The sequence below is a fragment of the Hymenobacter sp. H14-R3 genome (assembly GCF_030063445.1).
GTDB lineage: Bacteria > Bacteroidota > Bacteroidia > Cytophagales > Hymenobacteraceae > Hymenobacter.
In genome coordinates, this window is the sequence record NZ_JASITD010000013.1 from 15,653 (window position 1) to 27,944 (window position 12,292).

The 12,292-nt window shown below is 62.6% G+C and carries 12 protein-coding genes and 1 tRNA gene; 9 read left to right on the top strand and 4 right to left on the bottom strand.

The annotated features are described in order from the left end of the window. Window positions 1-8: 8 nt before the first annotated feature. A complete protein-coding gene (locus QMK33_RS13025) occupies window positions 9-1,250 on the bottom strand; it encodes a T9SS type A sorting domain-containing protein (protein ID WP_283565034.1) in 1,242 nt (413 codons plus the stop codon). A 203-nt stretch (window positions 1,251-1,453) separates the two neighbouring features. Between QMK33_RS13025 and QMK33_RS13030 the strand changes: the two genes are divergently transcribed. Further along, entirely contained in the window at window positions 1,454-2,356 is a 903-nt protein-coding gene (locus QMK33_RS13030) for a S66 peptidase family protein (RefSeq protein ID WP_283565035.1), read from the top strand. Window positions 2,357-2,371: 15 nt separating this feature from the next. Here the strand turns inward: QMK33_RS13030 and QMK33_RS13035 are convergent, their stop codons facing one another. Further along, window positions 2,372-2,806, bottom strand: coding sequence for a hypothetical protein (locus tag QMK33_RS13035; RefSeq protein ID WP_283565036.1), 435 nt, complete (start codon window positions 2,804-2,806; stop codon window positions 2,372-2,374). A 155-nt stretch (window positions 2,807-2,961) separates the two neighbouring features. On the opposite strand from QMK33_RS13035, the gene QMK33_RS13040 reads away from it, so the two are divergent. The 6 genes from QMK33_RS13040 (at window position 2,962) to QMK33_RS13065 (ending at window position 8,930) form a co-directional block, all read left to right on the top strand. Beyond that, window positions 2,962-3,034: transfer RNA gene (locus QMK33_RS13040), tRNA-Thr, on the top strand. 115 nt (window positions 3,035-3,149) lie between these two features. After that, window positions 3,150-4,073, top strand: coding sequence for a cation diffusion facilitator family transporter (locus QMK33_RS13045; RefSeq protein WP_283565037.1), 924 nt, complete (start codon window positions 3,150-3,152; stop codon window positions 4,071-4,073). 33 nt (window positions 4,074-4,106) lie between these two features. Continuing rightward, entirely contained in the window at window positions 4,107-5,318 is a 1,212-nt protein-coding gene (locus QMK33_RS13050; protein WP_283565038.1) for an amine oxidase, read from the top strand. Between the two features lie 83 nt (window positions 5,319-5,401). After that, window positions 5,402-5,893 carry a methylated-DNA--[protein]-cysteine S-methyltransferase gene (locus QMK33_RS13055; protein WP_283565039.1) on the top strand — a complete coding sequence of 164 codons (492 nt, stop codon included), beginning with the start codon at window positions 5,402-5,404 and terminating at the stop codon, window positions 5,891-5,893. Between the two features lie 75 nt (window positions 5,894-5,968). After that, window positions 5,969-8,101, top strand: coding sequence for a prolyl oligopeptidase family serine peptidase (locus QMK33_RS13060; RefSeq protein WP_283565040.1), 2,133 nt, complete (start codon window positions 5,969-5,971; stop codon window positions 8,099-8,101). 364 nt (window positions 8,102-8,465) lie between these two features. Continuing rightward, the gene (locus QMK33_RS13065) at window positions 8,466-8,930 is read left to right on the top strand and encodes an energy transducer TonB (RefSeq protein ID WP_283565041.1); all 465 of its coding nucleotides are present in this window, start codon (window positions 8,466-8,468) and stop codon (window positions 8,928-8,930) included. Window positions 8,931-8,973: 43 nt separating this feature from the next. On the opposite strand, the gene QMK33_RS13070 is transcribed toward QMK33_RS13065, so the two are convergent. Then, window positions 8,974-9,867 (bottom strand): alpha/beta hydrolase, encoded by an 894-nt coding sequence (locus tag QMK33_RS13070; RefSeq protein ID WP_283565042.1) that lies wholly within the window; start codon window positions 9,865-9,867, stop codon window positions 8,974-8,976. 136 nt (window positions 9,868-10,003) lie between these two features. Between QMK33_RS13070 and QMK33_RS13075 the strand changes: the two genes are divergently transcribed. Further along, on the top strand, window positions 10,004-10,339 hold the full coding sequence (locus QMK33_RS13075; protein ID WP_283565043.1) for an ASCH/PUA domain-containing protein: 336 nt from the start codon (window positions 10,004-10,006) through the stop codon (window positions 10,337-10,339). Window positions 10,340-10,466: 127 nt separating this feature from the next. Continuing rightward, a complete protein-coding gene (locus tag QMK33_RS13080; protein WP_283565044.1) occupies window positions 10,467-11,213 on the top strand; it encodes a tetratricopeptide repeat protein in 747 nt (248 codons plus the stop codon). A gap of 55 nt (window positions 11,214-11,268) precedes the next feature. Here the strand turns inward: QMK33_RS13080 and metF are convergent, their stop codons facing one another. Then, complete coding sequence (metF, locus tag QMK33_RS13085; RefSeq protein WP_283565045.1) at window positions 11,269-12,246, bottom strand: methylenetetrahydrofolate reductase [NAD(P)H]; 978 nt, start codon at window positions 12,244-12,246, stop codon at window positions 11,269-11,271. Window positions 12,247-12,292: the final 46 nt, after the last annotated feature.

A 12,292-nucleotide genomic window follows, 5' to 3' on the forward strand; every position in this document is an offset into this window, starting at 1 on the left:
TGCGGCACTTACTCAAACACGACGCGCGCCGGGGCCTGGCCCGCAAACCTGAGCGAGTAGATGCCGGCCGCCAGGCTGCCGCGCGCCAGCTGCACCTCGCGGGCGGCGGGCGTGAGGCGGCGCACCACGCGGCCCGTCAGGTCGAAGAGTTGGGCCTCGCCCAGGTCGCGCCAGTTTTCGGGCAGGGCTAGCTGCACGAAGTCGCGGGCGGGCGCGGGGTAGGCTAACATATTAATAATATGCACGTTGCCGCTACGCGCCGCTAGCACGGAACCCGACAGGCGCAGAATCGGCCGCAGAAAATCGCGCATGGTCCAGAAGGCAGTGTCGGCGTAGGTGGCGTTGTTTTCAAACGGGATGTGGCCCGCGCCCTTTAGCGTGCGCAGCGTGTTGCGGATGCCCAGGGCCGTGGCGCGCGGGTGCAGGCGGCCGCTGCCATACACATATTTGGGGGGCAGCAACGAGCCGATTTTACCCTGCAAATAGGGCACCGTGGCATCGGCGGTGCCGTGCACGCTGCACAGCGGCACGTTGCCAGCTTCGATGATACTCGGGCTTTGGGTGGCCCCGCTCAGGCTGATAACGGCGGCCACGGCGCTGCTGTAGCCCGGGTTGCCGCCGGTGCCCTCTATGCCGCCCAGCGCGGCCAGGCCCACGTAGGCGGGCACTTCGCTAGCCTTATCTAAGTAGCCGATTTGCAGGGCGATAAAGGCCCCGGCCGACGAGCCCGCCGCCACTAGGTAGTTGGCGTACACGCGGTAAGCCTTGGCCGTGGCGGCATCCTGGCGGAAGAAGCGCACGGCGGCCCGCATATCCTGCATGCCCCGGATGGCGGCCTGCGCCACGCCCACCGTGTCGGCCGGCCGGGCGATGCCAGTGAGCGGAAACCCCAGCCGGTACTCGATGCTGGCCGTGACGTAGCCCAGCCGGGCCATGCGCGTGCAGATATTCACCATGTAGGCATCGGTTTTGGAACCCGTGAGGAAGCCGCCCTGGTGCGCAAAAAGCAGGAGCGGCCGCCGCTTCACCGTGTCGCCGGTGGGCTGGTAAATGTCCATCGCCAGCTGCTGGGTGGTGCCCGCGAAGGTGGTGGCCGAGCCATACACCACGTTGCTGGTGACCGTGACACCCGCAAAAACCGGCTGGTAGTAGCGCCCGCCCGTGGTGTCGATGGGGGCCAACTGAGCCGCCGCCCGGCCGGCGCAACCCAGCAAAAACAGCATCAGGAACAAGCGGAGAAGTGGGTTCATAAGGAAGAGGAAAAAGCGACTGCCTGGCGGCAATCAGGTTGAGTGAAGGCTTGCGCAAGGACAGACAATTTTACGTAAATATCTTGATTAAGAATATATTACCTCAGTATAACAGTTGCCAGCGGAAATTGGCGGGCCAGGGTTAATGCGCGGGCCATGGTTTCTTTGCGGGCCGGCCACCACTCCCAACCGCCGCTTGCCCTATGCCTGCTATTTCTCCGCCCGCGCTTCGGCCGGGCCAGCGCGTGGCCATTGTGGCCCCCGCCCGCAAAATCAGCCCCACCGAGGTCGAGCTGGCCCGCCAAACCCTCACCGGCTGGGGCCTGGAGGTGGTGCTGGGCGAAAGCATTGGGGCGGCCAGCCACCAGTTTGCCGGCGACGACAACCTGCGCCGCCGCGACTTCCAGCGCCAGCTGGACGACCCCAGCATTCGGGCCATTTTTTGCGCCCGCGGCGGCTACGGCACCGCCCGCCTCGTGGACGAGCTCGACTTCCGGGCCTTTGCCGAAAGCCCCAAGTGGGTGGCCGGCTTTTCCGACGTGACGGTGCTCAACAGCCACCTGCTGCACCTGGGCTACCAGAGCATTCACGGGGTAATGCCGGTGCTGTTTGGGCAGGAAAACGGGGAGGCGGCCTTGGCTAGCCTGCACCACGCCTTATTCAAAGAATCAGGCACTTGCGAAGCTTTCGCCCACGAGCTCAACCGCCCCGGCACGGCCACCGGCGAGCTGGTGGGCGGCAACCTGAGCCTGCTGCACACCCTCACGGGCACCGGTTCGCAAGCCAGCTTTGCGGGGCGCATTCTGTTTTTGGAAGACCTCGACGAGTACCTCTACCACATCGACCGGATGCTGCTGCACCTGCACCGCAGCGGCCAGCTGGCGGGCCTCGCCGGGCTGGCGGTGGGCCACTTTTCGCAGATGCGCGACAACACCGTGCCCTTCGGCCAGTCGGCCTACGAGATTATCGACCACTACGCCCAGCGCTACGCATTTCCGGTGGGCTACGGCTTCCCGGTGGGCCATGAAGCTGATAACCAGGCGCTGGTAGTGGGCCGGGCGGCCACGCTCACCGTGGATGCGGCCGGCAGCCGGCTTAGTCAGTAACTAATTGACTACTAATTACTTGTTTCGTTTTCGAAGCCTCTGAGCCACCGCGCCGGCCACCAGCCCGCCCACGGTGTACCAGGCCACGGTCATGGCTTGGGTTTGGGGGGTGCGGTTGCTGGGGCCGTTGCCCAGGCCCAGCGGGCCCGGCAGCACTACGCCGCCCACGCCAGCAGCTGCGCCCAGCAGCAAGCCCCGGCGCAGGCTGTGCTTGCTGCTGCCTACCAGGCTGTAATACAAGCCATTGCTTAGCACATCGCCGAGCATGGTGGCGGTGTAGGCCGTGTCGCCGTCGGGTTGCGGCAAGTCGGCCAGGCCTAGTAGCTTGCGCAGGCCGCGCTCGCCGAGCACATCCATGCGGGGGGCGTCGGCGGGGCGCAGGCGGCGGGCGGTTTCGTGCAGGGCCGTGAGGGCCAGAACCCCAGCAAAGCCGGCGGCGAGGGAAGCCAATAGTCTTCTATTATGGAGCAGGGAAAAGGAACGCTGGACTAAGTAGCAGACGAAACCCACCCGGTAGGGTTGCGCAAAATTTTGCGAAGGGTTGCGCGGCAGCGGCGCGGCAACGTATATTTGCACCCCCAACGGCACCAGGCGTTGGCAAAAGCGCCTCTTTAGCTCAGCTGGTAGAGCAGCTCATTCGTAATGAGCAGGTCGTTGGTTCGAGTCCAATAAGAGGCTCCTTAACAAGTAAAAGCCCCGTAAGCTGCTTCGGCACTTGCGGGGCTTTTGCGTTGGCGGCCAGCTGCCCCACCGCCAACCCCCGGCCCGCCGGCCGCGTACACGCCAGTTGCCTATGTCTGCAAACTCTTCCTCCAAGCTCTCGCTCTACGGTGGCATCGCCGCCAACGTAGCCATCGCCATCAGCAAATTTGTGGCCGCGTACCTCACCGGCTCGTCGGCCATGCTCTCCGAGGGCATCCACTCGCTGGTAGATACCGGCAACGGCGGGCTGCTACTTTATGGCATGAGCCGCAGCCAGCGCCCAGCCGATGCGCAGCACCCCTTCGGCCACGGTAAAGAGCTGTATTTCTGGGCTTTGATTGTGGCTGTGCTCATCTTTGCCATTGGTGGCGGCATGTCTTTTTACGAAGGCATCAAGCACCTGGAGCACCCCGAGCCGCTCGAAAACCCGCTGTGGAACTACGTGGTGCTGGGCATTTCCCTGCTTTTTGAGGGCGCGGCGCTGGGGCTCTCGGTGCGGGCGCTGCTGGAAAGGCAGGTGGCCGGTACCAGCTTCTGGACCACCCTGCGCACCAGCCACGACCCGGCCGTGTTTGCCTCGGTGCTGGAGAATGCGGCCGCCGTGGCCGGCCTGCTCATTGCGTTGCTCGGCGTGTATTTTGGTCATTTACTGAATAATCCGTCGTTTGACGGCGGGGCTTCCATCATCATCGGCTTGCTGCTGATGGGCGTGGCCGTGCTGCTGGTGTCGCGCACTAAGGCGCTGCTCATTGGCGAAGGCGTGAATGAAGAAACCACCCTGCTGGTGCAGGAGCTCACCCGCCAGGTGCCCGGCGTAACCACCGTGCGCCCGCCCCTCACCATGTACCTGGCCCCCGACGACGTGATGCTGGCTCTCGACGTGGACTTCGACGACCACCTCACGGCCGCGCAGGTCGAAGCAGCCGTGGTAGCGGTGCAGGATACCATCCGGGCCAGACGCCCCGAGTTCAAACGCATTTTCATCGAAGCCAAGTCGCTGGCGGGCCGCGAGTAGGCCGGCCGCGCTGCTTCACTTTACCCTATTACTATGGCAGTTACCTCGACAGATTCTCCCTTCGATTCGTTTTGGTGGGGCGGCTACGAGTGCACCGACCAGCTCAATGCCTTTGGCAACCGGGTCGATTTTTTGCCGCTCACCGGCCACTTGCAGCTCCTCGACGAGGATTACACCGACCTCGGGCCCTTCAACGTGCGCACCGTGCGCGAAGGCATCCGCTGGGCGATGATTGAAAAAACGCCTTACCAGTACGATTGGAGCACCGTGAAAACGATGCTGCAAGCTGGTAAGCGCCACGGCATTCAGCAGGTCTGGGACTTGTGCCACTTCGGCTACCCCGACGACCTCACGCCGCTGCACCCCATGTTTGCCCGGCGCTTTGCCGCACTCTGCCGGGCGTTTGTGGCCTTTTACCGCGCCGAGCGGCCCGAGGGCACGCTCATCGTGACGCCCATCAATGAGGTGAGCTTTATGTCGTGGCTCGGCGGCGATGCCCGCGGCACCTCGCCCTACTGCGTGGGCCAGGGCTGGGAAGTGAAGCTGGGCCTGATGCGCGCCTACATTGAGGGCAGCTGGGCCCTGCGCGAGGCCGACCCCAGCATCCGCTTCCTCAGCACCGAGCCGCTCGTGAACATCGTGGCCCCGCTCAACCCCTGGGCCAGCCACCAGCGCGAAGCCCGCCAGGCCCACATCAACCAGTTTCAGGCCACCGATATCCTCTCGGGCCGCCTGTGCCCCGAGCTGGGCGGCCACGAAAGCCTGCTCGATATGGTGGGCTTCAACTACTACTACGACAACCAGTGGCAGCTGCACCCCCACCGCCACCTGGGCTGGAACGACACCGTGCAAGACCCCCGCTGGGTGCCCCTGAGCGACCTGCTGGCCCAGGCCCACAAGCGCTACAAGCGCCCCTTCGTGGTCACCGAAACCAGCCACCCCGGCGTAGACCGGCCCCAGTGGTGGCACATGATTGGCCAGGAGTGCGCCACGGCCATCCGCGCTGGCCTGCCGCTGTGGGGCGTGTGCCTCTACCCCATCGTGGACCGCCCCGACTGGGACCACCTCGACAACTGGCACCGCTCGGGCCTCTGGGATGCCGAGCTGCGGGCCGATGGCCCGCCCCGCCGCCACCTGCACCACGCCAGCGCCGAGGCGCTGCTGCAAGCGCAGGCAGTGGTGCAGCAGGCCATGGTGCAGCAAGCCGAAGCTAAGCCGCGCCGCCAGCGCATGTTGGTGGGGTAAAGGAGTGTGTGGTAAGCTTTAGCTTGCCGTATTTTGTTAATAATCAAAATAATACGACAAGCTAAAGCTTACCGCACATCTCCATGCAAGCCCTCGCCCACCTCTACTCGCCCATTGGGATGCTGGCCCTGCGCGCCTCTGATGCCGGGCTGCACGCCGTGCAGTTTCTCGACCACGACGTGCCGCCGCCCACCGCCCCCGCCGACCTGGCCGACTGCCTGCGCGAACCCTACCACCAGCTGAACGCCTACTTTCATAAAGAACTGATTGACTTTAACTTAACTTATAAGTCGCTCACGGGCACCGATTTTCAGCGGCAGGTGTGGGCGGCGCTGGCCGGCATCGGGCACGGCCGCACGGCCTCGTACCTCGACGTGGCCAGGCTGATTGACAACCCCAAATCGGTGCGGGCCGTGGGCGCCGCCAACGGGCAAAATCCGCTGGCCATCGTGTGGCCCTGCCACCGCGTTATCGGGGCCAATGGCGCGCTCACTGGCTACGCGGGCGGGCTGGTGCGCAAGCAATGGCTGCTGGCCTTCGAGCAACCCCAGCGCCAAGGCGCGCTCTTTGGGTAAGCCGTTTGTCATTGCGAGCGCAACGCAGCAATGACAGACGGCTTTAATTTCACCTTCCCCCTTAACTCTTTGTCTATGAAGCACTTTCTTCCTATCTCAGCCCTGGCGCTGCTCGCGGCGAGCCAGGTAAGCGCGCAGGGCGTGGCCAGTATTAAGCCCCTGCCTTACCCCGCCACGCGCCAGGTCGATACCATGACCACCTACTTCGGCACCAAGGTGGCCGACCCGTATCGGTGGCTGGAAAACGACCAGGCCGCCGATACCAAGGCCTGGGTGCAGGCCGAAAACCAGGTGACGCAGGACTACCTGGGTAAGATTCCGTTCCGCGAGGCCATCCGCGAGCGGCTCACCAAGCTCTGGAACTACGCGAAATACTCGGCCCCCACCAAGGAGGGCAAGTACACGTATTTCTCCAAAAATACCGGCCTGCAAAGCCAGTACGTTATGTACCGGCAGCTGGGCACCGGTGCGCCCGAGGTGTTTCTCGACCCCAATACGTTCTCCAAGGACGGCACCACCTCGCTGGCCGGCATCGAGTTTACCCAGGATGGCACCCTGGCCGCCTACCAGATTTCGGAGGGCGGCTCCGACTGGCGCAAGGTCATCGTGCTGAAAACCAGCGACAAAAGCCTGGTGGGCGATACGCTTAAGGACGTCAAATTCTCGGGCCTGGCCTGGAAGGGCAACGCGGGCTTCTACTACAGCAGCTACGACAAGCCGAAGGCCGGCAGCCAACTGGCCGGTAAAACCCAGATTCACAAGCTGTTCTACCACCAGCTGGGCACCGCGCAAAGTACCGACAAACTGATATTTGGCGGCGAGGCCGCGCCGCACCGCTACATTGGGGCCAACGTGACGGAGGACGAGCGCTACCTCATTATCACGGGGGCCAACACCACCACCGGCAACGAGCTGTATTTGCAGGACCTCAGCAAGCCCGGCAGCCCCATCATCAACGTGGTGGCCGACGAGAAAAGCCAGGGCTACGTGGTTGATAACGTGGGTAGTAAGCTCTACATCTACACCAACCACAACGCGCCTAATTTCCGGCTGGTAACCGTGGATGCCGCCGCGCCCAAGCAAGCCAACTGGAAGAATTTGATTGCCGAAACCAAGAACGTGCTGAGCGTGAGCACGGTGGGCGGCAACATCTTCGCCACCTACCTCAAAGACGCCACCTCGCTGATCGAGCAGTACGACATGAGCGGTAAGCGCCTGCGTATCATACAGTTACCGGGTGTGGGCTCGGCCGGCGGCTTTGGCGGCAAAAAGGGCCAGAAGGAGACGTACTACACATTTACGTCGTACACCTACCCGCCCACCATCTTCAAGTACGACATCGCCAGCGGCACCTCCACGGTGTATAAAAAGGCGGGCGTGCAGTTCGACCCCAGCAAGTTTGAGTCGAAGCAGGTGTTTTACACCTCCAAAGACGGCACGCGCGTGCCCATGCTGCTCACCTACAAAAAGGGCCTGGTGCTGAATGGCAAAAACCCCACCCTGCTTTATGCCTACGGCGGCTTCGGGGTAAATATCACGCCCGGCTTCAGCACGTCCAACATCATCTTGCTCGAAAACGGCGGCGTGTACGCCGTGCCCAACCTGCGCGGCGGCGGCGAATACGGCGAAACCTGGCACCTCGCCGGCACCAAGCTTCAGAAGCAAAACGTATTCGACGACTACATCGCGGCCGCCGAGTACCTCATCAAAAACAACTACACCTCAAGTAATTACCTCGCTATTTCGGGCGGCTCAAACGGCGGCCTGCTCGTGGGCGCCACCATGAGCCAGCGCCCCGAGCTGTTTAAAGTAGCCTTTCCGGCGGTGGGCGTGATGGACATGCTGCGCTACAACCAGTTCACGGCCGGCGCGGGCTGGGCCTACGACTACGGCACCGCCCAGGACTCCAAGGAGATGTTCGACTACCTCTACAAGTACTCGCCCTACCACGCCCTGAAGCCCGCCGTGTACCCCGCCACCATGATAACTACCGCCGACCACGACGACCGTGTGGTGCCCGCGCACTCCTTCAAGTTCGCCTCGCGCCTGCAAGCCGACCAGCAGGGCCCGGCCCCGGTGCTCATCCGCATCGAAACCAAGGCCGGCCACGGCGCGGGTCGCTCCACGGCCCAAGTCATTGGTGAGCAGGTGGATAAGTGGGCGTTTATGTTTGAGAACATGGGCCTGAAGTACCCGATGGCACAATAGCGCTACTGAGCAACTTATTTATTCTAGTAAAAGCGGGATTTAGGCTGTTAGCCTGAATCCCGCTTTATTTTTGGGAATGAGATATTTGATATGCGTCCTACTTTGCATTGGTTTGGGCATAGGTGAAGTAGCTGCTCAACAGATAGTTCCACCGCTCAAAAGGCAGTTTCTCGATTCAGTCTGGCAGGTATTACCATCTGCAACCGGGGCCAAGTATCGGCGTGAAACTGAGTGGCGCGACAGCACGGCCGGCACAGTACGCGATTACTTTCTGAGCGGGCAGTTGCAAAGCCAAGAGGGATTTGAGAACATTCGCACGCGCCGCTCCCACGGGGTAAGCGCCTATTTCTTTGAAAACGGTCAGTTGAAAATCCATCGGGAATACACGCACGGCGCAACTACCGGCGAGCACCGCTGGTATTACCCCAGCGGGCAGCTAAAGCGCCGCGAACACTACGCCGCCGGCCAGCGGCTTGACGGTGAGTGCTTTGCCGCCAGCGGAGCTGCCGTGCCCTTTTACGAGTATTACGTTATCCCCGTGTACTCGGAAGGTAACGGTAGCCCGCGCGCTATTTCGGCGGCCATTAGCAGGCGCTTCACGTACCCTGAAGATGCCCGCCGGGCGGGTATCCAAGGCCAGATTATCCTCACTTTCTACGTCAATACGCAGGGCCAGGTAGAAGATGCAAAGGTTATCGAAGGCCTTTGCCCATCCGTTAACGCCGAGGCCGTGCAGGCAGTGAGTAAGCTGAGGCGATTCAAAGTCGCTCGCCTTGACGGTGAGCCGGTTAGATTCTCTTTTAGAGTACCTATCACCTTAAAAATCTGACGGTAGGCTCCTATTTGCTAACTCCCCTTTGCTAACTCCCCCGCTACTTCGCCAACCTATGCAACTCCTTGTAAATCTGATTATTATTCCAGAATAGCTGCGTCACCATCGCCACATGCTTCTTGCCGGGCACGATGGTAAACTTCGGCTCCTCACCCAGCTGCTTCAGCCGCTGCCGAAACTGCTCGCTGCTGCTGCTGATGCCGGGGTACGTTTCGCCGCCGACGTAGATGCTGAACGGCGGCGCGCCCGCCCGCATGTGGTAGATGGCCGAGGCCTGCCGCCACACCACCGGGTCTTTGCTGAACGGGATGAGGTACTCGGCATCACCGGCGTATTGCATTTTGCTGAGGTAGTCGCGCATGTCGAGGCCGGCGGGGTCATCGAGCAGCACCGCGTGGGCAGCGTGGGCGGGCAGGCCCACGCGGGCCAGCAGCGTGTCGGAACCGGTGGCCAGCAGTGCGGCCAGCCCCGCGCCCGACGAGTGCCCCATGAGCACGATGCGGGCCGGGTCGCCGCCGTATTCCTTGATGTGGGCCACCGTCCAGGCCAGGGCGCGGGCGGCATCCTGGGCCTGCCCGGTCACCAGTACCTGCGGCGAGAGCCGGTAGCTAATCACCACGCCCACAAAGCCTTGCTTGGCCAGGCGCCGGCCCATGGCTTTATACAGAAAATTGTCTTTGCTGCCGCTGTTCCAGTTGCCGCCGTGGATGAAGAGCACCACCGGCCGGGGCGCGGCGGCCTTGCCCGTGGGCTGGTAGATGTCGAGCAAGTGGCGCTGGGCGTCGAAGTCGGGGGCCGAAGCGGCCACGTAGGGTACGTCGGCCACGCGATGGCTGGCGCGGGCCACGGCCCATTCGTTGGCCAGCAGCACGACGGCCACGGCCAGCAGCAGGCCCAGCGGGGGCAGGGCCAGCCAGCGGAAGAAAGGCTTCATAGAGAGGGGCTTACGTTGCGCAGCTCGGGGCCGGCCCACCATAATAGGCTGAGACTTAACGGCACGATAATAGCGACTGACGCGTTTCCTACGTAAATTACGAGTATTCGGCCTTCGAACGCGGCCCCTTTATATTATGCAGCACTACATTGCCTCCCCTATGTCTACCGTCACTACTGCCCGCACCCGCACCCACGAGTTGCAACTCTGGACGCCCTGCTTCCTGGCCGTGGCCGCCGGCACCAAACCCTTCGACGTGCGCGAGAACGACTGTGATTATCAGGTCGGGGACGCGCTCCTGATTAGGGAATACGACCCCGATACCAAGGTTTACAGCGGCCAGACGCTGTTGCGCTGGGCCAGCTACGTGATGCCCGGCGGCGCCTTCGGCGTCGAAGACGGCTGGTGCGTGCTGGGCCTGGGCACCATGGCCCCGCTGCCACCCGGCATCACCGATACGCGGCTCTGGTAAGCAGCGCGGGGTTCTCAGTTGATTGGAAAACTGTTAGCCCCCCGTTTCGCCGGGGCCGGGTGTATTTTTGCCCGGTCCCGGCCGCGCCGGCAGTTTCTTCCCGTTGACTTTTAACCCCTTTGCCCGCGTGTTTTCTTGGCTTACCTCCCGTGCCCAGCGTGGCGCGCTTTTGTTGTTGCTAGGGGCGGCGCTCGGCCTGCCCGCCCACGCCCAAAGAGCGGGCAAAGGCAGCAAAGGCACCCCACCCGTAGCCACCGGCCCGCAGCGCTTGCAGCCGCTCTACGGCGGCCTCACACCGGCCCAGGCCCAGCAGCTGGTAGGCCCCGCCGTGCTCGCCGACGTGGACCGCAGCTTTCCGTCGCGGCCCGAGGCCAGCAAGTTCTTCAGCACCAAGGGCTACGAGTATCTGCAAGAGAATCAGCCCGATACGGCCATCGTGCGTTTCAACCTGGCCTGGCTGCTCGACCCCAAAAACCCCGACCCCTACCGCGGCCTGGCCGTCATACTAAGCCAGCGCCCCACCACCCCACCCGAGGCCGTGCAGGCGCTGGTGCTGCAAGGCTTGGCCGTGGCTCCCAACAACCCCCTGCTGCTCACCGACGCGGCCAACACCGCCCTGGGCCGCTACGAGCAAACCAAGAAGAAAAAGGAGCTGCTGCAAGCCAGCGACTACACCCAGCGCGCGCTGCTCGCCGACAGCTCCAACGCCAACGCCTGGCAAGCCCAGGCGCACATCCGCTACTACCAGGAAAACTACGCAGCCGCTTGGCAAGCCCTGCATAAAGGCCAGAACCTCAGCCTCGCCAGCCTCGACTTTCAGTTCATCAGCGAGCTGATTGCCAAGATGCCCGACCCGCAGGGTAAATTCCATTAACCACCCATCATTGCGAGCGCAACGAAGTGGAGCGCGGCAATGATGGGTGATTATCTTAAAACAGGCCCGAGGCTACGCGCCGGATGGCCTCCGACTTGCCCATGCTGTAGTAGTGCAGGCAGGGCACACCGTGGGCCATGAGCTCACGGCTTTGGTTGAGGCACCACTCAATGCCGACCTCGCGGGCGGCCGCGTTGTCCTTGGCCTGGTGAATGGCTTCCGATAACGCCTCCGGAATGCTCAGGAAGAAAGCGCGTGGCAGGCCAATGAGCTGGTTTTTAGTAGTTAGCGGCTTGAGGCCGGGAATGATGGGCACGGTGATACCCGCCGCCCGGCAACGCTTCTCAAACTTGAAAAACTCCTCGTTGTCGAAAAACATCTGGGTCACGATGTAGTCGGCGCCCCGGTCAATTTTATCCTTGAGAAAGCGGATATCGGAACCCATATTGGGGGCTTCGAAGTGCTTTTCGGGGTAGCCGGCCGTGCCAATGCAAAAATCAGTGCACAACACTGGCTCGGAGCCAATGGGTTGATATTCTTCGTCGTGGTCGTGATAGCGGCCCTTATTCAACTCTGAAACCTGGCCAATGAGGTCGCAGGCGTAGGTGTGGCCGTCGGGGTGCGGCTGGAAGTGGCCCTCGCTCTTGATGGGGTCGCCGCGCAGGGCCAGCACGTTATCAATCCCCAGGAAGTGCAAGTCAATCAGCGCGTTCTCGGTTTCCTCCTTGGCAAAGCCGCCGCAAATGAGGTGCGGCACGGTGTCCACATCAAACCGATTTTTGATGGCCGCGCAAATACCCACCGTGCCCGGCCGCTTGCGCACGGCCTTGCGCTGGAGCAGGCCGCCCGGCCGCTCGCGCAGCACAAACTCCTCGCGGTGGTAGGTGACGTCGATGAATGGCGGCTTGAACTCCATCAGCGGCTCGATATTGGAGAACAGCGTGTGGATATTTTCGCCCTTGCGCGGGGGTAAAACTTCGAAGGAGAAGAGCGTTTTGCCCTCGGCGCGGCGCAGGTGTTCGGTTACTTTCATGGTAGTAGCGCGGACTTTCAGTCCGCGAGTGGGCGGGGCTAACGAT